The 24,875-nt window shown below is 50.9% G+C and carries 26 protein-coding genes; 15 read left to right on the top strand and 11 right to left on the bottom strand.

The window, feature by feature from the left end; genetic code table 11:
- The first annotated feature begins 138 nt into the window (after positions 1-138).
- Both nagZ and ACZYR9_RS21520 read left to right on the top strand, forming a co-directional pair.
- Positions 139-1,389, top strand: a complete 1,251-nt coding sequence (nagZ, locus tag ACZYR9_RS21525; RefSeq protein WP_488980514.1) for a beta-N-acetylhexosaminidase — start codon at positions 139-141, stop codon at positions 1,387-1,389.
- Positions 1,390-1,515: 126 nt separating this feature from the next.
- The gene (locus ACZYR9_RS21520) at positions 1,516-2,730 is read left to right on the top strand and encodes an MGDG synthase family glycosyltransferase (protein ID WP_488980513.1); all 1,215 of its coding nucleotides are present in this window, start codon (positions 1,516-1,518) and stop codon (positions 2,728-2,730) included.
- A 51-nt stretch (positions 2,731-2,781) separates the two neighbouring features.
- Here ACZYR9_RS21520 and yhfH read toward each other — a convergent pair whose 3' ends face one another.
- Entirely contained in the window at positions 2,782-2,970 is a 189-nt protein-coding gene (yhfH, locus tag ACZYR9_RS21515; protein WP_488980512.1) for a protein YhfH, read from the bottom strand.
- Between the two features lie 185 nt (positions 2,971-3,155).
- On the opposite strand from yhfH, the gene ACZYR9_RS21510 reads away from it, so the two are divergent.
- Positions 3,156-4,574, top strand: coding sequence for an ATP-binding protein (locus ACZYR9_RS21510; protein ID WP_488980511.1), 1,419 nt, complete (start codon positions 3,156-3,158; stop codon positions 4,572-4,574).
- A 194-nt stretch (positions 4,575-4,768) separates the two neighbouring features.
- The gene (locus ACZYR9_RS21505; RefSeq protein WP_488980510.1) at positions 4,769-5,386 is read left to right on the top strand and encodes a nitroreductase family protein; all 618 of its coding nucleotides are present in this window, start codon (positions 4,769-4,771) and stop codon (positions 5,384-5,386) included.
- Between the two features lie 68 nt (positions 5,387-5,454).
- Here the strand turns inward: ACZYR9_RS21505 and ACZYR9_RS21500 are convergent, their stop codons facing one another.
- Entirely contained in the window at positions 5,455-5,958 is a 504-nt protein-coding gene (locus ACZYR9_RS21500; RefSeq protein WP_488980509.1) for a DnaJ family domain-containing protein, read from the bottom strand.
- Positions 5,959-6,210: 252 nt separating this feature from the next.
- Here ACZYR9_RS21500 and ACZYR9_RS21495 point away from each other — a divergent pair, with 252 nt between their 5' ends.
- On the top strand, positions 6,211-6,885 hold the full coding sequence (locus tag ACZYR9_RS21495) for a GNAT family N-acetyltransferase (protein ID WP_488980508.1): 675 nt from the start codon (positions 6,211-6,213) through the stop codon (positions 6,883-6,885).
- 53 nt (positions 6,886-6,938) lie between these two features.
- Here ACZYR9_RS21495 and ACZYR9_RS21490 read toward each other — a convergent pair whose 3' ends face one another.
- The 3 genes from ACZYR9_RS21490 to ACZYR9_RS21480 form a co-directional block, all read right to left on the bottom strand.
- Entirely contained in the window at positions 6,939-7,496 is a 558-nt protein-coding gene (locus ACZYR9_RS21490) for a hypothetical protein (RefSeq protein WP_488980507.1), read from the bottom strand.
- Between the two features lie 117 nt (positions 7,497-7,613).
- Positions 7,614-8,174 (bottom strand): small multi-drug export protein, encoded by a 561-nt coding sequence (locus tag ACZYR9_RS21485; RefSeq protein ID WP_488980506.1) that lies wholly within the window; start codon positions 8,172-8,174, stop codon positions 7,614-7,616.
- A 155-nt stretch (positions 8,175-8,329) separates the two neighbouring features.
- Positions 8,330-8,563 carry a helix-turn-helix transcriptional regulator gene (locus tag ACZYR9_RS21480; protein ID WP_488980505.1) on the bottom strand — a complete coding sequence of 78 codons (234 nt, stop codon included), beginning with the start codon at positions 8,561-8,563 and terminating at the stop codon, positions 8,330-8,332.
- Between the two features lie 176 nt (positions 8,564-8,739).
- Between ACZYR9_RS21480 and ACZYR9_RS21475 the strand changes: the two genes are divergently transcribed.
- The 3 genes from ACZYR9_RS21475 to rnhA are packed head-to-tail and all read left to right on the top strand — an operon-like array spanning position 8,740 to position 12,122.
- Entirely contained in the window at positions 8,740-9,573 is an 834-nt protein-coding gene (locus ACZYR9_RS21475; RefSeq protein WP_488980504.1) for a glycosyltransferase family 2 protein, read from the top strand.
- A gap of 6 nt (positions 9,574-9,579) precedes the next feature.
- Complete coding sequence (recQ, locus tag ACZYR9_RS21470; protein WP_488980503.1) at positions 9,580-11,409, top strand: DNA helicase RecQ; 1,830 nt, start codon at positions 9,580-9,582, stop codon at positions 11,407-11,409.
- 56 nt (positions 11,410-11,465) lie between these two features.
- Positions 11,466-12,122 carry a ribonuclease H gene (rnhA, locus tag ACZYR9_RS21465; protein WP_488980502.1) on the top strand — a complete coding sequence of 219 codons (657 nt, stop codon included), beginning with the start codon at positions 11,466-11,468 and terminating at the stop codon, positions 12,120-12,122.
- A 69-nt stretch (positions 12,123-12,191) separates the two neighbouring features.
- On the opposite strand, the gene ACZYR9_RS21460 is transcribed toward rnhA, so the two are convergent.
- Positions 12,192-12,437 carry a hypothetical protein gene (locus ACZYR9_RS21460; RefSeq protein ID WP_488980501.1) on the bottom strand — a complete coding sequence of 82 codons (246 nt, stop codon included), beginning with the start codon at positions 12,435-12,437 and terminating at the stop codon, positions 12,192-12,194.
- A 178-nt stretch (positions 12,438-12,615) separates the two neighbouring features.
- Here ACZYR9_RS21460 and ACZYR9_RS21455 point away from each other — a divergent pair, with 178 nt between their 5' ends.
- The gene (locus ACZYR9_RS21455) at positions 12,616-13,557 is read left to right on the top strand and encodes an MBL fold metallo-hydrolase (RefSeq protein ID WP_488980500.1); all 942 of its coding nucleotides are present in this window, start codon (positions 12,616-12,618) and stop codon (positions 13,555-13,557) included.
- An 11-nt stretch (positions 13,558-13,568) separates the two neighbouring features.
- Here the strand turns inward: ACZYR9_RS21455 and ACZYR9_RS21450 are convergent, their stop codons facing one another.
- From ACZYR9_RS21450 to ACZYR9_RS21435, 4 genes are all read right to left on the bottom strand, one after another.
- A complete protein-coding gene (locus ACZYR9_RS21450; protein WP_488980499.1) occupies positions 13,569-14,762 on the bottom strand; it encodes a conserved virulence factor C family protein in 1,194 nt (397 codons plus the stop codon).
- A 101-nt stretch (positions 14,763-14,863) separates the two neighbouring features.
- Positions 14,864-15,454 carry a guanylate kinase gene (locus ACZYR9_RS21445; RefSeq protein ID WP_488980498.1) on the bottom strand — a complete coding sequence of 197 codons (591 nt, stop codon included), beginning with the start codon at positions 15,452-15,454 and terminating at the stop codon, positions 14,864-14,866.
- A gap of 114 nt (positions 15,455-15,568) precedes the next feature.
- Positions 15,569-17,281, bottom strand: a complete 1,713-nt coding sequence (locus ACZYR9_RS21440; protein WP_488980497.1) for a DEAD/DEAH box helicase — start codon at positions 17,279-17,281, stop codon at positions 15,569-15,571.
- A 199-nt stretch (positions 17,282-17,480) separates the two neighbouring features.
- Complete coding sequence (locus ACZYR9_RS21435) at positions 17,481-18,191, bottom strand: YhcN/YlaJ family sporulation lipoprotein (protein ID WP_488980496.1); 711 nt, start codon at positions 18,189-18,191, stop codon at positions 17,481-17,483.
- A gap of 346 nt (positions 18,192-18,537) precedes the next feature.
- Here ACZYR9_RS21435 and coxB point away from each other — a divergent pair, with 346 nt between their 5' ends.
- The 6 genes from coxB to ACZYR9_RS21405 all read left to right on the top strand — a co-directional run bounded on the left by coxB (position 18,538) and on the right by ACZYR9_RS21405 (position 23,891).
- On the top strand, positions 18,538-19,563 hold the full coding sequence (coxB, locus tag ACZYR9_RS21430; protein ID WP_488980495.1) for a cytochrome c oxidase subunit II: 1,026 nt from the start codon (positions 18,538-18,540) through the stop codon (positions 19,561-19,563).
- Between the two features lie 69 nt (positions 19,564-19,632).
- Positions 19,633-21,444: a cytochrome c oxidase subunit I gene (gene ctaD / locus ACZYR9_RS21425; protein ID WP_488980522.1), complete on the top strand. Its 1,812-nt coding sequence runs from the start codon at positions 19,633-19,635 to the stop codon at positions 21,442-21,444.
- Complete coding sequence (locus ACZYR9_RS21420) at positions 21,441-22,064, top strand: cytochrome (ubi)quinol oxidase subunit III (RefSeq protein WP_488980494.1); 624 nt, start codon at positions 21,441-21,443, stop codon at positions 22,062-22,064. The genes ctaD and ACZYR9_RS21420 overlap by 4 nt, the downstream gene beginning before the upstream one ends.
- 1 nt (position 22,065) lies before the next feature.
- A complete protein-coding gene (locus ACZYR9_RS21415) occupies positions 22,066-22,377 on the top strand; it encodes a cytochrome C oxidase subunit IV family protein (protein ID WP_488980493.1) in 312 nt (103 codons plus the stop codon).
- A gap of 120 nt (positions 22,378-22,497) precedes the next feature.
- A complete protein-coding gene (locus ACZYR9_RS21410) occupies positions 22,498-23,373 on the top strand; it encodes a cytochrome c oxidase assembly protein (protein WP_488980492.1) in 876 nt (291 codons plus the stop codon).
- A gap of 56 nt (positions 23,374-23,429) precedes the next feature.
- Entirely contained in the window at positions 23,430-23,891 is a 462-nt protein-coding gene (locus ACZYR9_RS21405; protein WP_488980491.1) for a DUF420 domain-containing protein, read from the top strand.
- Between the two features lie 75 nt (positions 23,892-23,966).
- Here the strand turns inward: ACZYR9_RS21405 and ACZYR9_RS21400 are convergent, their stop codons facing one another.
- On the bottom strand, positions 23,967-24,779 hold the full coding sequence (locus ACZYR9_RS21400; protein WP_488980490.1) for a C40 family peptidase: 813 nt from the start codon (positions 24,777-24,779) through the stop codon (positions 23,967-23,969).
- Between the last annotated feature and the right edge of the window lie 96 nt (positions 24,780-24,875).

The raw sequence follows: 24,875 nt of genomic DNA, 5'->3' as shown, positions 1-24,875 counted from the left end.
ATACATCTTTTTCCATGCGGGTAGCAGTCAACAAAAGCAAAAAGCTGTAATCGATTATTCTGTGGTTTATACTCCTCGTTTTCGGGTAATGATCGTTTTATGGATATCATACCCCCAAAGGAGAGGCGATGAAGGATTGTGAGCTATACCGGATCAAAGCGCTTAAAGGCACTCGTACTTACAGTATGGTGCTTGCTTCTGGCGGTGGCGATGACGGGCTGCAAAGGCTCCGGCCAAGAGAGCGTACCGCCTGCTGCAGAAGAGCGTGAGCTGCAGCAGCCGGCCAAGGACCCGATTCACGAACGGATCGAGCGGATGACGCAGGATGAGAAGATCGGACAAATGATGCTTGTCGGACTGGATGGCTATGAGATCGGGGAGAACGCCAAAGCCATGATCGGTACGTACCATGTGGGCGGATTTATATTTTATAAGGACAATATCCAAAACAGCAAGCAGTTAATAGAGCTGATTAATTCGTTGAAAACGGCCAATCAGGACAAGGGTGCGCCGCCGCTCTGGCTCAGTGTGGATGAGGAGGGAGGCCGAGTGACCCGTATGCCGCCGGAGCTTGCGAAAGTACCGGCAGCGGCAAAAATTGGAAAACCGGACAAGCCGGAGCTTGCACTGCACATCGGACAAGCCCTCGGTGAAGGACTTGCCGCGTTCGGACTGAACATGAACTTCGCGCCGGTGCTCGACGTGAACAGCAATCCCAACAACCCCGTGATTGGGGACCGGGCTTATGGCGTGAAGGGCGAACGCGTTGCGGCGATTGGCACTCAGGTGATGAAGGGGCTGCAAAAGAGTCAGGTGGTTCCGGTGGTGAAGCATTTTCCGGGCCACGGGGATACATCAGTCGATTCCCATATCGGCTTGCCGGTAGTGCCTCATGACATAGACCGGCTTAAATCGCTGGAGCTGAAGCCATTTGCCGAGGCGGTTCAAAACGGGGCGGATGCGGTGATGACCGCTCATCTTTTACTGCCCAAGCTGGACAAAGAGGTTCCTGCTACCTTCTCCAAAGCTGTGATCGCCGATTTGCTGCGCAAGGAGCTTGGATTCACAGGAGTTGTCATCACGGATGACCTTACGATGGGCGCGATTGTCGAGCATTACGATATAGGCCAGGCAGCTGTCCGGTCGGTGAGCGCGGGATGTGATGTTCTGCTCGTAGGACACGGCTTTGCCGCGGCCAAAAATGTATTTGAGGCCGTACAGCAGGCGCTTCGTGATGGTATACTGTCGGAAGAACAGATTGACCAAGGTGTCGCCCGTATTCTTCGGTTGAAGGAAAAGTATCGGTTAAGCGATGCCCAGACGCAAGTTCCTGACCTGACACCCGTTAATGACGCAATCAGGAAGGCGGTTACGGCTTTAACTCCATAGCCGGATGGCTTACTCTACAATTTAAGAAAGTTTTAAGCTGAGCCTAAGGGATTTCTAACGTTTTTTTGTTTAATATAAATAAATACAGAGAGAAAAGAAACGAATCCTCATATAGGGGGCTTTAACATGGCGGTGAATAACAAACGAAATACGGGGGCTCGGGCATTGGTGCTTTCAGGAGATCTGGGGGACGGTCATCGTCAAGCGGCCCGTGCATTGGCGGAAGTATGCAATGAAGGAACTCTGCCTTGGATGCAGGCGGAAACCGTCGATTTTTTGCAGCAAATTCATCCTCATCTTCATCCGTTCGTGAGATACGGCTTTCTCAAAGGAGTAGAGATCGCTCCGGCCGTCTACGGTTACATATATAAGAAAACCAGAGCAAGCGAAGGGCTGTCGCTCCCTTTTCAATGCTTTCTGGAGATGGGGCTGCGGCGGCTGGCCGCAATGGTGAAGGAAAAGCAGCCGGATGTCATCATATGCACATTTCCCTTGGCCGCAGCGGCCGTATCGCTTTTGAAATCAAGAACGGGCCTTCGGATACCCTTGGTAACGGTAATCACTGACCATACCGATCACAGCCTGTGGTTAAATCCGCATACAGATCTGTATTTGGTCGGATCAGAGCCTGTATCGGCAGCTTTGCGGAAACGGGGTATCCCGCAGACCGGCATACGCGTGACCGGCATTCCGGTGCGTTCCTGTTTTCATGAAGTGAAGGACCGCGGGGCTTTGAAGCGGAAATTAGGACTGAACCCGGATCTGCCGGTGGTCATGGTGATGGGCGGCGGCTGCGGCCTGATTAGTGAGGAGACCCGGGGACTGATCCGTTCGTCCGTATTGCGGCGGCACGTGCAGCTTGCTCTCATCTGCGGCAGCAATGATGCGGCCCGGTTGCAGCTGGAAAAGGAGCTGGAGCAGAACCCGACGCCGAATATCCGGATTACCGGCTTTATTGATAATATTCATGAATGGATGGCTGCGGCCGATTTGCTGGTCACCAAGCCCGGAGGCTTAACGACATCGGAAGCGACTGCTGCAGGACTGCCGATGCTGTTGTATAAGCCCATTCCGGGCCAAGAAGAGGACAATGCTTCGGTTCTGGAGAGGGCGGGGATCGCCGTGATCGCATCAAAAGAACGGAAGCTTCGGGATCAGCTTCTGGAGCTGGTGGAGAACCGCGCGGCGTTATCGGCCATGAGAGCCAGGGCCGGGCAGTTTCGGAGCAGCCGGCCCGTGGAGCAGGCATGGGATGCGATCATGAAGCTCCATCCCGCAGATCAGCTGAATAGAGAAGCCCGGCAGACGCTTGCCGTCAGGGGGGCGCAGGCCGGGACATAGCAAAAAAACGCCCCTGCTTCAGGGGCGTTAACGATGTGTGAGATTTGTGATTTATTTGCCTGCCGTTCCAGTGGCGAAGCCTTCGGCAGGGCTGAGCGGATAGAAGGTTACGCCCTTGCATTGAGGGCAAGTAGAGCTGTAGCAGTCGGCCAATTCTTCCAGCGTTTCTCCGCAAGTATCGCAGCATTTCAACGGCAGACCTTCGTAAAACTCGGTAGTACGCATCAGCATGCGAATCATTCCCTTCCTTCATGATATCTCTACTATACACTAATACAGATCAAAATGTAAGCGCTTTTTTAATATTTTATATTCCCTTTTCCAGGCAATAGGAGTCTTATAAAGAATCGCTACTTTATGGTACGGCCTTAAGGTATAATAGTTATAGATGCATATATCGGTTTACGCGTTTACCGGAGGATGAGATGCAATTTTCCAAGGTCTTTTTTACAAATATCAGCTTGCTGATTACATTGGCCTTTTTGATTAATTTAGGCTACAAGTATGTATTTAAGGAGCTTGCTTTAATCAAACGGATCCCCTCGCGTCTAAAAACGATGATACTCCTTGTCGTGCTGGTATTTGCCGGCTGGCTGACGATGATGTTTGGACTCCGCATAAATGAAACGGTAATTTACGATCTTCGCTATATGCCTCTGATTGTCGGGATTTTCTTATTTTCTAAGCCATTTCCACTATTTTTGGTTGGGACGGGCATCGGACTTGCCCGCTTTATGTTAGGCATCAATGAAGCGGCGGCGGCAGGCTTTTACAGTATGGTCCTTCTCGGCGTAACCGCGGCGCTGCTTAATGTCTGGTTTAAGAAGACGACGTCTATCTCGCAGTTAAGCCAATTGGCAACGGCCGTTTTGATTATCAACATACAGAACGCCATCAATACTCTGGTGTTGGGCGTAGTCCCTTTTTGGACCGCACTGAAGGTTACTTCCATTACCCTCCCCTTAGGTTTAGTGTTAAGCTGTTTTTTCTTATTCATCCTGCGCGATTTTTATTTGGAATTGAAGCGAACCGAACAGCTGGAAAGCACCAACTTGCTTCTTCGTGAGCAGACCAAAGAGCTTCAGCTGGCCAAGGCGGCATTGGAGGAAAAGGCGCGGCAGGTGGTGATGGCTTCTCAGATTAAATCGGAGTTTTTGGCCAACATGTCCCATGAGCTGAAAACCCCGCTGAACAGCATTATTCTGCTATCTCAGCTGCTTAGAGATCAGCATGAAGGACGCTATACCGAGGAAGAGCTGGGGTATCTCGATATTATCCATACTTCGGGTGAAGAACTGCTCCGGCAAATTAATGATATTCTCGACTTATCCAAGGTGGAAGCGGGAAAAATGGAAATTTACAAAGAGGACGTCAGCGTTCAAGAAATTCCGCAGATCCTTCAGCATCAATTCCAATGGATAGCCGACCAAAAGGGCATTGCATTTGAAATCCATATGGGTGAAAATCTGCCGGATTTGATTCGGACGGACGGCATGAGGGTGCATCAAATTATTAAAAATCTATTATCCAACGCATTCAAATTTACTTCAGAAGGAAAAGTCGTATTGAATATAAGCAGAGCTGTTGAGGATCTGAATGACCGGTCGGGGGAATGGGCGGTTTTTTCCGTATCGGATACGGGGATCGGGATCGCTGAGGAAAAGCATCGCCTCATCTTTGAATCATTCCGTCAGGCGGACGGATCCATCAGCCGCAAATACGGGGGAACCGGCCTTGGACTCTCTATAAGCCTGGAGCTTGCGAAGCTTCTCGGGGGACATCTTACTTTATCCAGCCGCGAAGGGCGCGGAAGCACGTTCACCCTGTACTTGCCCATTGAATAAAAGCCGACATGAAAAAGTGTACGGGTAAAGGATGCCGTTTCGCGGCATCCTTTTGTCATTTGTTTCTGCATGGGATGCTCCTGTGCTTAAGCGGAGAACATAAGCGAAGAACGATCTATATTCAGTAAACTTTACAAAAGTAAGTAAATTGTTATAATATATAGAATATAAAAAGATAATGGGAGTGGATTAGCATGAATCAACTCGAACAAAAACAAGAAGCGCTTGAAGTGATGTTATCCCGTCATTCTGTGCGTCAGTATGAGAAAGGTTTTGTGATACCGGAGGCCGAGCTGAATGAAATTCTTCAGGCAGCGGCCAGCGCGCCGTCCTCTTGGAATTTACAGCATTGGCGTTTTCTTGTCATCCGTGAGCAGGCCAATAAAGACCGGTTGCTTCCGATCGCCTTCGGGCAGCAGCAAGTATCCGACGCTTCGGTTGTCGTCATCGTGCTTGGAGATCTGCAGGCTAACTTGGCTGCACCTGTCGTATACGAGAAGGCCGCTCCGGAAATCCGTGAGATGATGCTGAAGCAAATTGAAGGTGCTTATGCCGGCAATCCGGTAGGGGCGCGGGACGAGGCGATCCGCAACGCTTCGCTGGCTGCCATGCAGCTCATGCTGGCCGCCAAAGCCAAAGGCTACGATAGCGTGCCAATGGGCGGCTATAATCAGGCTGCTTTGATTAAGGAGTTCAACATACCCGAGCGTTATGTGCCTGTGGTCATGCTTCCGATCGGCAAAGCTGCCAGTCCGGGACGTCCTACCGAACGCCTGCCGCTTGAAAATGTAGTCATCCGGGAAGGCTTCTAAGAAGCAAATTCCATCATGAGGCCCCGGCCTTCTGGCAAGCTGCCATGGAGGTCGGGGCCTTATCCTTTCTATTGACCATACCAGCGTTCATACTGTTCCCGAAGGTTAGTACGGGTGACCTTTTTGCGGTGAAGAGTCAAGCTGGGAGCCTGATGGTTCAGCTCCGCAATTTGCTTGTTCGTATCGGCAAGCAGCGCATCAATCTCAGGATCGCCGGGGCTTTTCTCAAGCCGATCCATGGCCGCCTCCATATTAGCGCGAATCTCCTTGCGCAGTACAAGCCAGGGCGGTTGAACGTTGGCCTGCCGCAAGATCGACGACAATATATCTTCGGTGGGAACCTTAAGCGGCTTGCCTATCCCTGGCAAACGTTCAAGACCGCCGTTGCGGACAAATTCCTCATAGGCTTCATCCGCCTTCCGCTGCAATTCCGATTGCGCGGCGGCCATCACATCCCGGTCCTCCAAGGTCTCTTTTGGCAAAGGGATGATCGGCCGCTGCGGATGCTCGTACTCATGGTCGTCCCCGTTTCCGTAAGGAACGTTTGGGGTCTTGGGCGGTCTATTGTACACCGGCGAACACTCCTTCCGCAGATTTCATTTGGTAACAGCGTAACGAAAGGAAAGCAAGGGAGTCAAGAGGAGAAAAAGGGGCTTTCGTTTATGAGGCGCTGGTGCATGGTATTACAATACAGCTCTACGGCTGTGTCATCGATTTCGTAAGCTCCGGATATCCTTGTCCATTGGTGTGAAACGTCAAGGCTTGTTATAATAATAAGGCAGGTATATCCATGCAAGTCATTGTTCCTATAGGAGGTAGTAGCTATGCAATATCATCGTATAACCGATATTAACGACCCTTATTTCCGTCAAATGCATCAATTGATGCAAAACGTGTTTCCACCGGAAGAGGTTCTCGAATATGAGCTTTGGGCAGAACCGCTTCGCGATCCCGGTATCCGCGTATTTGTCGCCATTCTGGATGGCGAGGTCGTGGGCGCTACGGAGTACCGCTATTATGAGGATCTTCAAGTGGCGATGACGGATTTTACCATCATCGGCAGGGAAGGGCTTGGTGTCGGACCGTTCTTGGCAAACCGCCGCATGGCGGATTTGCGTTCTGTCGTTTCCGCTTGCGGAGGAACCCTTTTAGGGATGTTCGCCGAAATTTACAATCCTTATTTGTCCGATCAATTGGAGTTCGGTGGAGTCAAAGCGATGAATCCGTTTGTGCGCCGTGAAGTGCTGGCTCATCTCGGCTACCGGAAGCTCGATTTTGACTACGTACACCCATCCTGGCACAATGACGGAGAAGCGGTTCACGGACTCGACCTCTGCTTTATGGCCATTGCCGATGCAGAGCTGGAGGCTGTTCCGGCATCCTTGGTATCCCGTTTTCTGGAAAAATATTATGCCGTCCTGCCGCAAAAGCCGGAGGCCTGGTATGAAATGGTACAAAAGCTCAAGCAGCGCGAGTCTGTACGGCTGCTGCCGATATAAATTTAAATGTGAAATAGCGGACTCAGGCGAGTCCGCTATTTTGATATGGCAGATTATTTTGCGTCATCCTTTAATGCCAGCTCCAGTTCATCCAGCGCTCTTTCAAGCCCATAGTTCAGCAGCAGCGTTTTGAAGCCCTTGCTCCGGTGCTCTGCTAGCCCATTTAGTCTTTTCTTGAGATCCTTTCGGATATAGACGCGGTTGGGTTCATGGGTTTCGTTGCGCTCCTTTTTCTTCAACGGGCCTTTCAGCAGCTGAAGCAATGCGCCTTGTGTTTTTATGGGCGCTGCCGGAGGTTCTTCGGCCGGAATATCCTCGGTAATATCGACGGATGCCGCGATTCCCGGCTCCGACATTGGAGTACCGGCGTTAACAGGGACCGATTGGTGTGCGGCCCGCTTCTTAAGCTTTGCGGCGGGTTCGTTACTCTCTAACACTGCCGGCAGGATCCCGCCAGCCTTAGGAGCTTCCGTTTCAGAAGAACCTTTTTTGCGTCGCGATCGCTTTGTCCGTAAGGCCTCCTTCCGGTCTGAAGCAGTCGGTTCCTGCAGTATCGTTGCCGTTTCTGTCGTAACCATGCCTTCGAGCTGTTCTTTTTCTTTTGGCGGCATTTCGTATACCTCCTTGATCAACTCAGAATAGGCGGTGCATTTCCTTATATTGTAACACAGGTATTTGTATAGAAATATAGGTATGAGCAATCAATTATTCCCTTATGATACATCCGGCTAGTCAAACCAACCGACGAAGTCGAGGCCATAAACTGAACCGACGGCCATGAGTACCGTCCATATCAGCAGACTGTTCGTCATCCACAACATCACCCAGCGGCGGGAGGAACCAAAAGAGAGCGCCAGCAAGGTGGCGATGTCGGTGCCGACAAGGGCCGGGGCCAATAAGGCGAGTCCGGGAACGCCGTATCTTTCCCAGATTTGTCTGGCGCGGAGATACTTTTTGGAGCTGCCGGCCAAATCTGAGGAAACGGTCTCAACAGAGTCTTCCGCAGCTGCGGCGCTTTCACCTGAAGCTTCCATGGCCTGTTGCCGCTTCAATGCTTTACGGGCTTTAACGCGTGCTCTCCATGCTGTAAATTCACGAAAAAACAAGGCCAGCAGCAAAAGCGGAATCCAGTTGCCGACAAACGCGACAATAGATACTCCGAATGGGTTTAATCCCCAAGCGACCCCGAGTGGTACAACAACAAACACATCCAGCCATGGTGCAGCCGCCATCAAAAACATGACGACGTAATGCCATGCCGCTCCCCCATCGTTTTGCATCATATCCATTTTTTCTTCATTCCTTTCTGTCGTGTTTTATCTGTGCCATTTGCAGCTCCCGCCAATAAAGCAGGTAAGGAACCATACCGATTAACGTCAATAATGCAATGGGAACGATCGGATTCGATTTACTTAAGGTGATCGCAGCCCTTTTTCAATTGTTGTCATCGATGATCCCTATCTTTCCCTTCCATTCCATCTGCATTTTCCAAATAAAACACTTCTTCTACGGTCATTCCAAAGGCGGCGGCAATTTTCAGCGCAAGAACAATCGATGGGGCGTAGTCGCCCTTTTCAATCATGCCGATCGTTTGCCGGGTAGCCCCAACCCTGCGGCCAAGATCCTCCTGAGACCAGTCGAATCGTGCCCGCAGCTCCTTGACTCGGGTTCGAAGCATAGGGTTATTCCTTTCCAGTAACTGTATTTATTGTTAAGTAAATATAACATATTGTAAGTTTTACTTAACATTTAGTCAATAATATTCAACAATTGTTACTTATGGGCGGTTTCCCTTTGCATGAATTTTCGGTATAGTGTCTAGTAGGAAGAAACGGGAGAGCGAGGAGAGCGGGAATGGATCGGCAGCCGCTGGTATCCGTGATTATACCGACCTATAACCGGCCGGATTTTTTGTGCGAATTGATCGAGTCACTGTGGAGACAGACATACCGGCGGCTGCAGCTTATCATTGTTAATGACTGCGGAGAAGCCGTTGATTTTGTAACAGACCTATACCCGGAGCTGGATATTACGGTTATCAGCCTGGAAAGCAACCAAAAGCATGTGCATGCGCGAAACCAAGGGCTTGCATTCGTACGGGGTGAGTATATTATGCTTTGCGACGACGACGATTTGCTGCTTCCGGGCCATGTGGAACGAATGCTCGTAGAGTTGAAAGATAGCGATATGGTTTATTCCGATGTTGAAATTTTCGATTACGTGCTGGAAGAAACGGGTGCACGCAGGGCGACGAACCGTTTTGTATTCGCCTATGCTTATGTTCCGGAAGAGATGCGCCGGTTTTCAACGTTTTTTTCATCCGGCTGCATGTATCGGAAAGCGCTGCAGGATCGTTTGGGGTTATTCGATACGGAGATGTATCATTATTGGGATTGGGATTTTTACCTGCGGACGGCGGCGCATTATCGGGTCAAAAGGGTACCGGTGGCCAGTGCGCTGTATGCATTTGCACAAAGCGGCAGCCGCAATATGTCCGGAGATTTGGAAGATATGCGTCCCTTTTTGGACAAGCTGTCGGCCAAGCACGGATTGGGGGAGCTGCCGGCCAAAAACTTTTTTCTGCTGCTGGAGGAGCCGGAGGTCAAGGCGCGTGAAGCAGCTACGGAATTGCTGTGGGATGGAGAGCCGATCGTCTCGAGATGGGCGGGCAGGCTAAAGGAGGGCTGAGAATTCATGCTGGGGATGAGTGAAAACAGGCGGCGATCTATGCCTTCAGCTGCAATGACGCAAGCGCGGGAGCTGCTGCGGAAGTACTACGGGTATCCCGATTTTCGCGAGGGACAGAAAAAAGTGATCGCCAGCGTCCTGGATGGGAGCGATACGCTGGGCATTATGCCGACCGGCGGAGGGAAATCGATCTGCTATCAGATTCCGGCGATGCTCATGAGCGGAACGACCATCGTCATATCGCCGTTGATCTCTCTGATGAAGGACCAGGTCGATGGGCTGGACAGCATCGGTGTGCCGGCGGCTTACATCAACAGCTCGCTTTCGTATGCCCAGGTCGAGCAGCGCATACGCAAAGCGGAGCGCGGGGAATACAAGCTGCTCTATGTGGCGCCGGAGCGTCTGGAGTCGGAACGGTTTCTCGAGCTGCTGTCCGGCCTGGTTGTGCCGATGGTGGCGGTCGATGAAGCGCACTGCGTATCGCAATGGGGACACGATTTCAGACCGAGCTATATGCGTATTGCCCAGCTTGTAGCGCATCTGCCCGAGAAACCGCTGCTTGCTGCTTTCACGGCGACGGCGACCGACCAGGTCCGCGAGGATATCGTCAAGCACTTGAAGCTAAAGGAGCCTCAAGTGTTCGTTACCGGATTTGCGCGGGAAAACTTATCGTTCTCTGTTGTAAAGGGAGAGAACAAGCGGGATGTACTGATGAGATATATCCGGGAGCACGCCGAGGAAGCGGGCATTGTTTACGCAGCTACGCGCAAGGAGGTTGACCAGCTGTGTGAATTTTTGAGCCGTCAGGGAATGGCGGCCGGCAGATATCATGCCGGTATGACGGATAAGGAACGGGCGGAAGCCCAGGAGCAGTTCCTGTATGACGAGGTACGCGTGATGGTGGCGAGCAATGCGTTCGGAATGGGGATCGACAAATCGAATGTGCGCTATGTCGTGCACTTCAACATGCCGAAAAACATGGAGGCTTACTATCAGGAGGCCGGCCGGGCGGGCCGTGACGGCGAACCAAGCGACTGCATGCTGTTGTTTAGTCCGCAGGACATTCATATTCAGAAGTTTCTGATCGAGCAATCCGTCGGTGATCCCGAGCGGCAGTCCCAGGAATACCGCAGGCTGCAGCAAATGGCCGATTACTGCCATACCCCGCAGTGTTTGCAGCGGTATATCGTCCGGTATTTCGGCGGCGATACGGAGAAGGACTGCGGGCAGTGCAGCAACTGTGTCAGCACGGATCTGGAGCTGACCGACATTACGCTGGAGGCGCAGCAAATTTTCTCCTGCGTGCGGCGCATGCGTGAACGGTTCGGTATGACGCTGGTCGCGTCGGTATTGAAGGGCTCGAGGAATAAGAAGGTGCTGGAGCTCGGGTTTGATAGTCTAAGCACATATGGTTTGATGAAAAGCAGAACGGAGAAGGAGATCATTGATCTGATCCAGCTGCTGACTGCCGAGGGCTACCTGCAGCTGACTGAAGGAAAATACCCGGTGCTGAAGCTGGCGGCAAAGGCGTCCGGCGTGCTTGCGGGAACGGATCAGGTCGTGCAGCGCGTCAGGAAGACCGCGGCGCCGACGGTCAAGGATGTGGAGACGGAGCTGTTCGATGAGCTGAGGCGGCTGCGCACAGAGATTGCAAAGCGAGAGGGTATTCCGCCTTATATCGTGTTCCCGGACAGCACGCTTCGCGAGATGTGCGGGGTAAAGCCGACCAACCCGGCGGCGATGCTGAAGATCAAGGGTGTCGGGGAAGCGAAGTTTTTCAAGTATGGCGCTTATTTTATCGAATTTTTCAAGCAGCGGCAGGGGCAGCAGCACTGAAAAATGTTGAATAGGTATTGTCCGGATGAGAGTTGACGGAATCAAGGAGGAGCAGCGTGGCGAAATCGAAGTTTTATGTGGTTTGGGAGGGGCGTCAACCCGGCATTTACAGGAGCTGGGCCGAATGCCAGGCACAGACGGACGGTTACCCGCAGGCGAAGTTTAAGTCCTACGAAAGCGAAGCGGAAGCCAAGGGAGCGTTCGCGGCCGGATGGAAAAAAGCGTTCGGCGCCGCATCCCGTACTCAAGCGGGCGGGTCAGCCAAGAGCGGAGGCGGACTAGAGCCGTCCGGCGTTCTGCCGACAGAGGTGGAGCTGGACAGCCTGTCTGTGGATGTCGGCTGCAGCGGCAATCCCGGTATTGTCGAATACAAGGGTGTCTATACGCGGACTGGCGAAGTGGTGTTTCAGCATCCGCCGATTTCCAAGGGGACGAATAACATGGGAGAGTTCCTTGCGATTGTTCACGGGCTTGCCTATTTGAAGAAGCAAGGAAGCGCCATGACCATCTATAGCGATTCGATGACCGCGATCAGCTGGGTACGGAAGAAAACCGCTGCCTCCACATTGGTGCGCGACGCCTCCACAAAGGAAATTTGGACGTTGGTCGATCGTGCGGAAGCATGGCTTAGACAGAATACCTACCCGAACAAAATTGTGAAGTGGAATACGAAGGCGTGGGGCGAGATCAAAGCCGATTACGGGCGAAAATAATCCAAAGACATGAAAGCGCCAAGAGCGCCTGTTCCTTCATTAAGAGGAATGGGCGCTCTTGTCTTCGTCCTACTTGTCCTGCCGGTCAATGTGTAAGCGCGGTTTGGTGTTGTGAGAGGTATCCTTGTACATTTCCTGTTCCTGGGTTTCGAGCGGCAAGCTTACCAGCTGCCACTCGGTTTGGCCCATCATCGGGTCGTACGGAAATTCGTCCCCGCGTTTTAGCGTCTCCTCGCGTCCCCATTCATTTTCATAAATGCCGTCGGTTTCGACTTCCTCGCTCGATACGGGGTCCATCCTCTTGTCTTCTGCCATGATGGCCAAAGCCCTCCCTTTTGTTAGTTTCGCTTATTAGTATGCCCGTAGTACTCCGATACCATGAAACTCTGTCATTGAATGAAAGCCAAATTGCAAAATGGCCGGTATATTGATCTCCGTCAGGGTAATAATAAGTAGCTTTCCCGTAGATTGATTAAAGGAGGCTCTACATCGTATGGTTCGTCGGCGTTATGCAAATATGGATGGAATTCTGCACAAAAAAAAGCTGATTCATATGCGCGAATGGCGCAAGGAACGTAAGGCCAAAATCAAGGATTTATCGTATAACGTTCCGCAGTGCGAGGACAAACAGCTGGAGTTTTTAAAAAATAACCGGACGGAGACGTCCATGACATGGATTGGGCACTCTACCTTTGTACTGCAGATCGGCGGGATGAATCTGATCACCGATCCGGTCTGGGCTCAGAGGATCGGCATTGAAAGGCGGCTTACATCTCCCGGGCTTCAGATGAACGAGCTGCCTTTCATCGACGCGGTGCTGCTTTCCCATAGTCATTATGATCATATGCATCTTCCTACACTGCGGGCTCTTTATAGAGCAAACGCCAGGCTGCGATTTTTCGTTCCTGAGGGACTTGGCAGAAAGCTGCGGTCAATCGGCTTTGATCGCATAACTGAGCTCAAATGGTGGGGGCAGGAAAATTTGGACGGGTTGGAGCTGCATTTTGTGCCGGCACAGCATGGGACCCGCCGCACCTTATTCGACACGAATAGCTCGCATTGGGGCGGCTGGGTGATCCGCCCCGCCGGACATGGAGGAGAGCGGAATGCGATGTATTTTGCAGGTGATACCGCATATTTTGAAGGATTTAAGCTGATCGGCGATCGTTATCCCATTCAATGGGCGCTCATGCCTATTGGCGCTTACGAGCCGGAGTGGCATATGTCAAAACAGCATGTCAATCCGGAGCAGGCCATACAGGCCTTCATCGATTGCAAAGCCGAGATGTTCGTTCCGATGCATTACGGAGCCTTCCGGATATCGGATGATACGCCGCGTGAGGCGCTGGACAGGCTGCTGGCAGAATGGGGAAGAAGGGAGCTTGCGCCGGAACGCCTCAAAGTTTTGTGTCACGGAGAGACGTTCCGGGTATGATCTTCGCACAGTTATGAACGGCTACGGCGCGCCATTTGCTGCCAAACGGAGCCTTCCGCCGTCTGGCCGCCCTCGATTCGCTCCAGCGCCATGCGTACCTGCATTCGAACTTCAAATTCCGGATCATCCTGGGCCTGACGCAGCGCTTGAAGGGCTTGATCATCGCCGACCTCGTACAGGAAGCGGGCGGCACGCCAGCGGACCAGCTTGTTGGGATCCTGCAGTGCGCCAATCATGGCCTCTTGCGCTGCGGGGTCTCCCAAATCAGACAAGGTATCGCCAGCCGTACGGCGTACGGATGATGACACATCCCGTAAAGCGCGATACAAGTAAGGGAGTACTTCAGAATCTTTCAGATCCCCCAGGTAAACCGTAGCCAAGCGGCGGACATTGGCTTGATCGTCCTCAAGCGCCTTCAGCAGCAGCGGAAGTGTGGATGCGGAAGGCTTGATCTGCTGCAAAGCGGCGTAACGCAGTTTCCAATCAGACGCATTGAGCTGCTGCTCCGTTTCTTCATAGCTTAGGATTTTACGACCGGTTTTAGCCAGCTCCCGCGCTTCTCCCTGGGCCGGCCCTTCCTGAGCCTGACCGATCAGCTGTTCCAGCTGCTCGTCACTGTATGCGGCATCCAGCTCTTGAACGACATCGTTCAATACTTCTTGAAGCTCGCCGTAACGGGTATCCCAATCGTCGAGCGAGCGTTCCTTAATCAGGTTGGGCGAGGCCGCTGCGGCACGAATGGCAGCATCGCTGAAACGCTGCGGCAGGGCGTCGCGGAGCTCCTCCAAACCGTTGGATACTCTTACCTGCAGCGGGATGCCACGAAAGTGCTGGAGCCGTACCTGGATTTCGCCGAAAGCGGCGCCTTCAGCATCTTCTGCCGGGATACCGCTCCCAGGCTGACCTGTTCCGGCTGGTGCGCCAGCGGAGGATGCATCGGAACCTGCATCACCCAAGATCGCCCGTGCCTCTGCCAAGATGCTTGGCCAATCGCCTTTGGGTGTTCGGTCCAAAGCGATGAAATCTGCCGCACGATATAAGGATTTCACTCCCTCGATCGCAAGCAGCCGCTGCAGCTTGGGTTCCGGAGCTTCTGCCGCTTTATCCCGCGTAAATGTCTGACGCACCCCGTCGGGGAGCTTTTCCGTCACATTGATTTTCATGGTATTCGGGCTTGGCGTAGGTTCAATAGATATAATGTTCATGAATGGTCCTCCTATTTCTTTTAGCTTTGACTAGCAAAAAGGACCGCGAGCCCTTAGGGACAAACCGGTCCTTGTGTTTTATTCGATTTTAATCGCTTTACTTAGTCAAGATCAAGCAAATTGCGGTGAAGGTAATGATCGTCAAGCGTCTTCGTCAAATCGAAAACGGTGTGTGCCAGATCAATGTTCTCGAACGCGTGCTCACAGGAGTCTTTATAAGCCATTTCTTCATCATAATGAGACATATAACGGCTGATCAGCTCTGGCGAATCTCCTCGCTCCTGCTCTCTGCGCAGGACGGTATCGCGGTCGGCATAGATACAGATACGAACGGCGCGGTCACCATAAAGCTTCTTTAACATTTCCGTACCGATACGGTTCAGGATAAGGTAAATGGCCCCATGCTTTTGCAGCATTTGCGCGACATCGGTATCCTTGATGCCGTATCGGTTGCCGTCAATTTCCACGACCTCAATGAATTCATGGTTTGCCTCGGCTGCCGCAAATTGCTCCCGCGACACAAAATAATAATCCTGTCCATCAACTTCGGAAGAACGTGGAGGGCGTGTCGTGTACGAGAGAACCTGTTTTATACCCAGCGTGCTGCCGGACATTTGGGCTACGGTTCTTCTTCCGGCTCCGTTGGGGCCGGTAAAAATAAAAATAAGTTCTTTATCTTTCAACTCGTACATGGAAACCCTCCTTCAAGTGAACTATAGTTTGTTAACTTATTTCTTATCCCATATTTTACATGTTATGAGAACCGAGGTAAAGCTTGAAGCGGTAAACCATCGATTTTTCCTGGTTTAGCGACCGCGCCGTCTGCCGCTGTTTTGAGGTTTCTGCTTTTGTGCCTGCCCGCGCGCGCTGCGTCCGGCCTTCTGAGATGCTTGCTTGCCCCTTGCGGACGTAAGTCCGCGTCCTTGAGCCGGGCGTTCACCCGCAGCCGAATTGCGTCCGCGTCCTTGAGCCGGGCGTTCACCCGCAGCCGAATTACGTCCGCGTCCTTGAGCCGAACGTTCACCCGCGTCCGAATTGCGTCCGCGTCCTTGAGCGGAACGTTCACCCGCGTCCGAATTGCGTCCGCGTCCTTGAGCGGAACGTTCACCCGCAGCCGAATTGCGTCCGCGTCCTTGAGCGGAACGTTCACCCGCGTCCGAATTGCGTCCGCGTCCTTGAGCCGGGCGTTCACCCGCGTCCGAATTACGTCCGCGTCCTTGAGCCGGGCGTTCACCCGCAGCCGAATTGCGTCCGCGTCCTTGAGCCGAGCGTTCACCCGCGTCCGAATTGCGTCCGCGTCCTTGAGCGGAACGTTCGCCCGCAGCCGAATTACGTCCGCGTCCTTGAGCGGAACGTTCGGCCGCCGATCGGCTGCGGCCTTCCGGTGCCGGTTCTTGGCTTTGCACTCTACCCGACTGCTTCGGCAATGTATTTTTAATGCCTTTCTCGATCAGTTCGAGATACCCGGCATCTCGTGGTGCGGCGAACGTAATCGCTTTGCCTCTTTGGCCGGCCCGGCCTGTTCGGCCGATTCGATGGATATAGCTCTCCGCATCGTGAGGAATGTCGTAATTGAATACATGCGTGACGCCTTCGACGTCCAACCCTCTGGCAGCTACATCGGTAGCAACCAAATATTGAATTTTGGCTTCGCGAAACCGTTTCATGACCTGCTCGCGCTTGGCTTGAGTAAGGTCGCCATGCAGCTCGTCGGAGGCATAACCGCGTGCGTTAAGCTCTTGATTCAGCTTGCTTGCCCGCAGCTTTGTCCGGCAAAAAATCATTGCCAAATAAGGATTTTCTTCATCGATCATTTTGCATAACGAATCAAGCTTGCCACGATCCGTGGTTCGGATAACCCATTGTTCGATGTCATCTAACGTAATTCGCTTGGCCTTGATTTCAATTTCCACAGGCTTACGCATATACTCTTTGGCCAATTCCCGGATACGCTGCGGCATCGTTGCCGAGAAAAGCAGCGTCTGCCGGCGGGACGGGGTAGCCGCTATGATCTCCTCGACCTCCGGTAAAAATCCCATATGCAGCATTTGATCGGCTTCATCCAAAACAAGGATGGAAAGCTTGTGGAGTTGAACCGTACCCCGACGCAGATGATCCAATAGTCGTCCGGGTGTTGCTACAACGATATGTATGCTTCCTTCGAGCTTTCGGATCTGCCGTTCCACATCCTGCCCGCCGTATGCCGAAAGCACACGAATGCCTTTAAGCGGTGCCCAACGTTTGACTTCTTCGGAAATTTGTATCGCAAGCTCCCGGGTAGGAGTGACGATCAAAGCCTGAACATGCGGCCGTCCGGGATCAATCGTTTCGAGAATCGGCAGTACAAAAGCAAGTGTTTTCCCCGTACCCGTCTGTGCTTGGGCAATGATATCACTGCCGGACAGCGCTGAAGGTATTGCTTCCCTTTGTATGGGAGTAGGCTCCGAAAACCCTTGTTTTTGAAGCGACTCGGCCAGGTCTTGGCTGACGCCAAGCAGAGCGAAATCATTTTTCTTCATTATAATATCTCCTCAGTGGTTAAATTATTCTACTTATTAATAATGCATTCTACAGGAAGAGCTTGCAAAAAGAAACCAAAGCCTCAAAAGAAGCCGAATCTTGTCTAAAACGGTCTGCACTTTGGCACTTTGGGCATATGGGCTTAGACCTAAGAAAACCCGGCATGAAATAGCCGGGCATCAAGGTAATGGAAAGAACTTAATATTCCCGTCCGTTGGATTCCGATTGCGTGGGAATGGTTGGAGCCGTTCCGAAGGTCGCTTCCATCATTTCCGTAAAATGCTCCTTATAGGGTTCAAGAGGACGGCCAAGCCAGCTTTGTTGTGCTAAACGGGTAAACTCATTTACGATATTCCGGTTCGCCGTAATGTAAACATCCGTAACTGTCGGCTGCAGAGATCTGATTTTTTCAGCAATTTTTTGTTTGAACAGATGGGTTAAATGCTCGTGGTGCATTTCCGTTTCGGCACCGTTGGCTCCGCTGATGAGCTGGGTTGGGTCGGCGTAATCGCTTTGAGGCGTATACGTATTGTAAAGCCCTCTGACCAGTCCGTAATTATTAGTTTCCGAGCCGTGGACTTCGCCGCCGCGCGTTCCGGTAGCCGTATTATCAATGGTAATGGCCGTATAGGCGGCGTTGTCGCCCATCATCACGATGGCGCTGCTGACGCCGTACATCGCTGCCACCTGATCAGAAAGAAATTGGTTCATTTCCAGCTTGGTTATTTTATGGGAAACGGGGGCATACTGCTGTTGTGTTTGGTATGCCCGCGACGTATCCTGCCGTGGCGCATCCCTTTTACTTCCGTAGTTATTGGCGCTGTTGTAATCATACCACGAAAAACAGCCCGTCAGCGCCGTGACGATGCCAAGTGCCAGTAAGCCTGTGAATAATCGACATGCGCGCATCAAGCTTCCCTCCTTATTGATTCATCGACGAATTCGGTCTCCGCCTGCCACACGATTGATGGTGTCCCTTTCTTTCTCTTAGGATTGATTTTAATGCGGGATTTATGCGCCCTTGAACAAAGCCAAAAAAATGCATAAAGACACCGCAAAATGGAAATAACCTAATAGGGAACCCAAGGTGAAAACTCTTGAAAATCCTGAGTTCCGAACAATTTGTGAACTTCCTGAGATTCATTGACAAAAAACAGGTCCGAATTTATAGTTAATATGGTGATTAGGTTCATTGACAAGAAATGACCTTTTTTTTGATCGAAAAATATTTGCTTTATAAGGTGGGATTGATAAGATGATTCGATGGCAAAATCTGTGGCGTTTCATCCCTCTTTTCGGGTTGATGGCACTGTTAACGGGGTGTGGAGACAATACAATTTCCACCTTGAAGCCAAGAGGTCCAGTAGCCGAAGACCAGCTGTTCTTGATGAAACTCAGCTTCGGAATTATGCTGCTGGTCGTTGTGGTCGTTTTTGTTCTTTATTTGTATGTCTTGGTCCGCTTTAGAAAGAAAAAAGGCGACAAAGACATTATTCCGAAGCAAGTCGAAGGCAGCCATACGCTGGAGATCATATGGACGGTTATTCCGATCATCTTGCTTCTGATTTTGGCAGTTCCGACAGTGCAGTACACATTCAAAGTGCTGGAAGATCACAGAGAGAATCAAGACGCGCTTCACGTAAAAGTTACGGCGCATGCGTTCTGGTGGCAGTTTGAATACCCGAGCTTGGGTATCTCCACAGCGCAGGATCTTGTTATTCCTACGAATAAAAAGATTGCTTTTGAATTAACCGCTTCCGATGTTAAGCACTCCTTCTGGGTACCGTCGCTCGGCGGTAAAATGGATACGAACCCGGGCTTGACGAACGTTTACTATTTGGAAGCGTCTGATGTAGATGTATTTAAAGGAAAGTGTGCGGAGCTTTGCGGCGCGTCTCACGCCTTGATGGACTTTAAAGTGGTATCCATGGAACAAGCGAATTTCGATCAATGGGTATCCAAGATGAAAACGCCTGCTGCTGTTCCTGCAGATGCACAGCGTGGCGAAGAGCTCTTTAAAAACAACTGCTTGGCCTGTCACGCCGTTAATGCACAAGGACTCGGCGCCGGCCCGAACTTGAACGGTTTTGCTTCCCGTGAGCTTGTTGCCGGAATTCTGCCTCATACGGACGAGAGCTTGAAAAAATGGATCTCGGATCCTCATGCTGTGAAACCGGGCAACAAAATGCCGGCCTTCAGCGAGAATGCACCGAATCCGATGGCTCCTTTGAAGGATCAGGAGATCGACGAAATCATCAAATATTTGAATTCGCTGAAGTAACGAGCATCAGGGAAAAAGGAGGTTAAAACGGTGGCGCACGCACACTCGGCAAAACGGTACACTGGGCTAATGGATTGGCTTACCACGGTGGACCATAAAAAGATCGGTATTTTATATATGATCGCAGGCGGTATCTTCTTCCTGCTTGGCGGTATTGAAGCGATCCTCATTCGGATTCAGCTGGCGTATCCCGACCAGCAAATATTTATCGGCGACACGTTTAACGAATTGACTACAATGCATGGTACAACGATGATTTTCTTCGCGGCCATGCCGCTTATCTTCGCTTTTATGAACGCCATCGTGCCGCTTCAAATCGGGGCGCGCGACGTAGCTTTCCCGTTTGTTAATGCATTGGGCTTTTGGTTGTTTTTCTTCGGGGGCGTACTCCTGAATACATCCTGGTTCTTGGGTGGCGCGCCGGCTGCCGGATGGACAGCCTATCCGCCGCTTTCGGGTATTGTAGATCCCACGGGAGCATTTAAAGGGGTCGACTTCTATGTACTGGGGATTCAGATTTCCGGTATCGGTACGCTGATCGGGGGGATCAACTTCCTTGTAACGATCATCAACATGCGTGCGCCGGGAATGACATACATGAGAATGCCGATGTTCACTTGGGCAGCTTTTATTACTTCCTTACTTATTTTGTTTGCTTTCCCTGCCATTACAGTAGGTCTTGTGGAATTGATGTTTGACCGGCTGTTCGGAGGCGCATTCTTCGATGTGAGCAAGGGCGGTAATCCGGTCCTTTGGGAGCATATTTTCTGGATTTTTGGTCATCCTGAAGTATATATCTTGATTTTGCCGGCCTTCGGTATTATCTCTGATATTGTAGCGACCTTTTCTAAGAAGCGTTTGTTCGGTTACAGCTCCATGGTATTCGCAACAGCGTTGATCGGATTCTTGGGCTTCATGGTTTGGGCCCACCATATGTTTGCCGTAGGCATTGGTCCTGTCGGAAACGCAATCTTCGGGGTCGCGACGATGGCGATCGCCATCCCGACGGGCGTTAAGATCTTCAACTGGCTCTTCACCTTATGGGGCGGACAAATCCGTTTTACGACAGCTAACATTTTCGCAACGTCCTTTATCCCTACGTTCGTTATGGGTGGGGTTACGGGGGTTATGCTTGCTGTACCGGCGGCTGACCTTCAATATCACGATACGTACTTTGTCGTAGCGCACTTCCACTATGTTATCGTCGGTGGTTTGGTTCTTGCCTTGTTTGCAGCTTCCTATTACTGGTGGCCTAAGATGTTCGGCCGCATGCTCAATGAAACGATGGGTAAAATTCATTTCTGGACCTTCTTTATCGGGTTCCATATGACGTTCTTCCCTCAGCATTTCCTTGGTCTTATGGGGATGCCTCGGCGCGTATTTACGTACCAGCCGGGCGTAGGTCTTGAACAAGGTAACTTTATCAGTACCATCGGGGCATTCCTGATGGGTATCGGAACGATTGTATTCTTGATTAACATTATTGTAACAGCCAGAAAACCGGCTGATGCGCTTGCCGATCCTTGGGACGGCCGTACCCTGGAGTGGACGATTCCTTCTCCTCCGCCGGAATATAACTTTAAGCAAACTCCGCTTGTTCGCGGTTATGATGCATTCTGGAAAGAAAAAATGGCAGGCAACAAAGAAATGACGCCGGCCGAGCCGATCGGCTCGATTCACATGCCGAATCCGTCCATTCTGCCGTTCATTATGTCCGTAGGGTTGTTTATCGCCGGTTACGGATTTATGTACCACCATTATCCGGTAGCTATTATCGGTATGGGGATCACGCTCATTGCAATGTTCTTCCGCTCTGTAATTGATGATCACGGATTCCATATCGAACCAGAAGAGTTAAATGATAAGGGGGTTAAGGCATGAGTGCAGCACATCATGAAGTAGGCGGTGCCCTGCCACCTCACGCAGAAACAGCAACTTTGGAAGGTAAAAATAAAGTTTTAGGCTTTTGGCTGTTCCTTGGCGGCGAATGCGTACTATTCGGTACGCTCTTCGCCTCCTTTATCGCACTCCGCAATCAGGTGCCGGACGGTCCGACCGCACAACAGCTGTTCCAGTTGGATCTCATTGCGCTTTCGACGTTTATTTTGCTTACGAGCTCCTTGACAAGCGTATTTGCCACCATGGCGCTGCATCGCGGACATTTCCAAAAGCTGCAGGCCTGGATGGCTGTAACGGTTTTACTTGGACTTGCATTTTTGGGTATTGAAGTATACGAGTTTATACATTACGTACATGAAGGACATACGTTCTCCAAGAGCGCCTTCGCTACCTCGTTTTATACCTTGGTAGGTTTTCACGGAGCACACGTACTGTTCGGCGTATTGTGGATCTCACTGTTGATCATTATGGGCTTCAAAAAAGGTCTTACCACGGTTACTGCGCCTAAATATTATGTTGCCGGCTTATACTGGCACTTTATCGACGTCGTTTGGGTATTCATCTTTACGGTAGTGTATCTGATGGGGAAGGTGGGTCCATAACATGAGCAACCAACACCAGACATCTACAGGTGAACGTCACCGTTTAGAAGGTCCTAAGAATCATTACCTGTCTTACATTATTTCTATCCTGCTTACGATGCTCGCTTTTGCCGTCGTCCTTTATGGCGGCTTGGATCGTACATTTATCTTTGTTTTCATTATCGGCATTGGGATTGTTCAGGTTATATTCCAATTGGCTTATTGGATGCATATGAAAGATCGCGGACATATGGTTCCGATCTTAGGGCTTGCGTTCGGTGCTTTTGTTGCAGTAACCGCAGTGGTAGCTGCAGTATATTGGATGTGGTGGTAAAGGTTTGGAGAGGCGGCTTTCTTGGAAAGCCCCTCTCTTTTGTATAACTATGCGAAAGTTTTCACGAATTCGACATAACTTCCGGTCTAACCGGGGGGAAGAAAGGAGTCGTTATCCGATATGGATCCTACCGTCTCCCATGCAGGCCATGGGAATGTCCCTACGTTCATTCAGTTGTGGAGTCCCGGTTTTTTGCTTTTTATCATTGTGCTTGGCGTTTTATATACATTAGCCGTAGGACGGTGGCGCAAAGATTTTGCCGACAGTGAGCCTGTATCGCTTAAACAGAAGCTGTGGTTCTGGGGCGGATTGGCCCTTTGGTATGCTGCTGACGGCAGCCCGATTTCCTATTATGGGCACCACTACTTGTTCAGCGTGCACATGTTCCAGCAGTCGATTTTGTATTTGATTATGCCGCCGATGTTTCTTCTGGGTACACCGGGCTGGCTCCTTAGAGCGGGCTTCAAGGGCAAGACTGCCAAACGTTTGATGAGTTGGATGAGCGCCCCGTTATTTTCTTTGTTCTTCTTCAATTTCATCTTCTCGATGTACCATATTCCGATGGTGATGGACTGGCTGATGGTTCACCCTAATATTCTTACGTTGTATAAAGCCATTTTCCTGTTCGCCGCTTTCCAAGCGTGGTTTCCGATTTTCTGCCCGCTGCCGGAATACAATACGATGTCTGACCTCAAGAAGATGGCTTACATTTTCCTTAACGGGATCCTACTGACTCCGGCCTGCGCGTTGATTATCTTCGCGAAAGACCCGTTATATCAAATGTATGCCTCCGTCTCGATACACTTTTGGGTTCTGCCGATGATCGATGATCAGCAGCTCGGCGGAGTAATTATGAAAATCGTACAAGAAATCGTCTACGGTATAGCTCTTGCCTATGTATTCTTCCGGTGGTATCGAAGAGAACGGAAAGCGGAAGAAGAGGAAGACTTGACGAATAACGTCTATTTGTCACCTGATAATGTGAACCGGGCTTAACGGTTTCGTTTGAAATCATTCGATTTCTATTGAATTGTGAATGGGTGGGATGTAATGTGAAAGTGGCAATATTGCCAACAATCAGTACAAGTTTCATTGTCATCAGCGCCATACTTGTTGCGATCGGGTGGTATCACATAATCAAAGGAAACCGGCAAAAGCATGAAAAGATGATGCTGTGGGGTGCCGGTTTTGCGCTGGCCTTCTTTCTGGTCTATGCGAGCCGTACCGTTTTCGTCGGCAATACGGCTTTTGGCGGCCCGGAGGATTTGAAGCTGGCTTATCATCTGTATTTATTTTTCCATATCACTTTGGCTACATCGGCCGGTGTATTTGGAATCGTGACCTTGGTTCTGGCGTTTAAAAAAAATTTTGCCAAGCACAGAAAAATCGGCCGTTGGACAGCCGTCATGTGGCTGTTAACGGCGCCTACCGGCGTAGCTGTCTATGTGCTGTTATACATTATGTATCCCGGTGGAGAGACGAAGCCGATGATCGATGCGATTTTCGGTTTGTAAAATCACCGAAAGAAAAAGCTTCAGCTGCCCTTCTTCTGAGCAGCCGAAGCTTTTTTCATGAAAGTGATGATACCGTTATAGTGCACTGCCGCCGAAGATAAAGCGTTTTTCCCAATGCTTTCCGGCGATGGAATCGATACGTACGCCGCCGGAAGCTTTGGAGTACGTGTGCAGGATTTTACCGTCTCCCAGATAAATGCCTACATGGGTAACGCGTTGATTCGATTTATTACTCGGGTAGGAAGACGAGCTGGTACCGCGGTATTCCATGAAGAACATCAGATCTCCCGGTTTCAGGTTCTGCCAGTTGGTCGTTGTTCCGCCTTTAGCTTTTACATAAGAGGCTTGTCCGCGCGAATCGCTCGGCAAGGTAATGCCCGCTCCTTCCTTAAAGGCTTGTCTGACAAAATCGGAGCAATCGAATGTGCTTGTATTCGAGCGGCTGGAACCAAATTCATAAGGGGTACCCATGTATTTTTTGCCGGCAGCAATCACCTTGTTCACGGTCGAACTGGTGCTGCTTGAACTATTGGAAGTGCCGGTATTGCCTGAACTGCCGGAAGTACCGGCACCGCTTGGCTGGGTGGAGGTTCCGCCGGAGCTTGAGCTTAAGGTGCGGATGTATTTACTGTTGGTGGAAACATAACCGACTTTTCCGCTGTCGTCTTGAACCTTGTACCACCAATTGTTCACTTTGCTGAGGATATCGACGGTTTCGCCTTTCTTCAAAAATCCATAGCTTTTAGAATTGACATCCGGCTGGCTCCGGAAATTGACGCTGCTGACGATAACGGCATCGGCTGCCGCATGGGCAGGTTTTGCCGGTAATGCTCCTAAACCCAAAGTAACCGTAGTGGCGAGAAGAATGGCAGTACATTGCTTTTTCAAAATCATAATCCCTCCTGCAGATTCTGGTTGTATATGTCAAGACACAGACGCAAATCGCTGCTTGGTTTTCAGCTGCATCATGTGTTCGGGACACCA

It is taken from the genome of Paenibacillus sp. F024, from assembly GCF_057814255.1.
Note: the sequence above shows the minus strand (reverse complement) of the source record. Positions and strands in the feature narration are given on the sequence as shown.

What these genes read in the sequence shown, in the direction of transcription:
- ACZYR9_RS21410 (WP_488980492.1), top strand. Translation starts at nt 22,498, where the DNA reads ATGGATCCTACCGTCTCCCATGCAGGCCATGGGAATGTCCCTACGTTC.
- ACZYR9_RS21495 (WP_488980508.1), top strand. Translation starts at nt 6,211, where the DNA reads ATGCAATATCATCGTATAACCGATATTAACGACCCTTATTTCCGTCAA.
- recQ (WP_488980503.1), top strand. Translation starts at nt 9,580, where the DNA reads ATGCTGGGGATGAGTGAAAACAGGCGGCGATCTATGCCTTCAGCTGCA.
- ACZYR9_RS21485 (WP_488980506.1), bottom strand. Translation starts at nt 8,174, where the DNA reads ATGGATATGATGCAAAACGATGGGGGAGCGGCATGGCATTACGTCGTC.
- yhfH (WP_488980512.1), bottom strand. Translation starts at nt 2,970, where the DNA reads ATGATTCGCATGCTGATGCGTACTACCGAGTTTTACGAAGGTCTGCCG.
- coxB (WP_488980495.1), top strand. Translation starts at nt 18,538, where the DNA reads ATGATTCGATGGCAAAATCTGTGGCGTTTCATCCCTCTTTTCGGGTTG.
- ACZYR9_RS21510 (WP_488980511.1), top strand. Translation starts at nt 3,156, where the DNA reads ATGCAATTTTCCAAGGTCTTTTTTACAAATATCAGCTTGCTGATTACA.
- ACZYR9_RS21475 (WP_488980504.1), top strand. Translation starts at nt 8,740, where the DNA reads ATGGATCGGCAGCCGCTGGTATCCGTGATTATACCGACCTATAACCGG.
- ACZYR9_RS21455 (WP_488980500.1), top strand. Translation starts at nt 12,616, where the DNA reads ATGGTTCGTCGGCGTTATGCAAATATGGATGGAATTCTGCACAAAAAA.
- ACZYR9_RS21460 (WP_488980501.1), bottom strand. Translation starts at nt 12,437, where the DNA reads ATGGCAGAAGACAAGAGGATGGACCCCGTATCGAGCGAGGAAGTCGAA.
- ACZYR9_RS21520 (WP_488980513.1), top strand. Translation starts at nt 1,516, where the DNA reads ATGGCGGTGAATAACAAACGAAATACGGGGGCTCGGGCATTGGTGCTT.
- ctaD (WP_488980522.1), top strand. Translation starts at nt 19,633, where the DNA reads ATGGATTGGCTTACCACGGTGGACCATAAAAAGATCGGTATTTTATAT.
- ACZYR9_RS21445 (WP_488980498.1), bottom strand. Translation starts at nt 15,454, where the DNA reads ATGTACGAGTTGAAAGATAAAGAACTTATTTTTATTTTTACCGGCCCC.
- ACZYR9_RS21435 (WP_488980496.1), bottom strand. Translation starts at nt 18,191, where the DNA reads ATGCGCGCATGTCGATTATTCACAGGCTTACTGGCACTTGGCATCGTC.
- ACZYR9_RS21450 (WP_488980499.1), bottom strand. Translation starts at nt 14,762, where the DNA reads ATGAACATTATATCTATTGAACCTACGCCAAGCCCGAATACCATGAAA.
- ACZYR9_RS21440 (WP_488980497.1), bottom strand. Translation starts at nt 17,281, where the DNA reads ATGAAGAAAAATGATTTCGCTCTGCTTGGCGTCAGCCAAGACCTGGCC.
- ACZYR9_RS21480 (WP_488980505.1), bottom strand. Translation starts at nt 8,563, where the DNA reads ATGCTTCGAACCCGAGTCAAGGAGCTGCGGGCACGATTCGACTGGTCT.
- ACZYR9_RS21420 (WP_488980494.1), top strand. Translation starts at nt 21,441, where the DNA reads ATGAGTGCAGCACATCATGAAGTAGGCGGTGCCCTGCCACCTCACGCA.
- ACZYR9_RS21505 (WP_488980510.1), top strand. Translation starts at nt 4,769, where the DNA reads ATGAATCAACTCGAACAAAAACAAGAAGCGCTTGAAGTGATGTTATCC.
- ACZYR9_RS21415 (WP_488980493.1), top strand. Translation starts at nt 22,066, where the DNA reads ATGAGCAACCAACACCAGACATCTACAGGTGAACGTCACCGTTTAGAA.
- ACZYR9_RS21490 (WP_488980507.1), bottom strand. Translation starts at nt 7,496, where the DNA reads ATGCCGCCAAAAGAAAAAGAACAGCTCGAAGGCATGGTTACGACAGAA.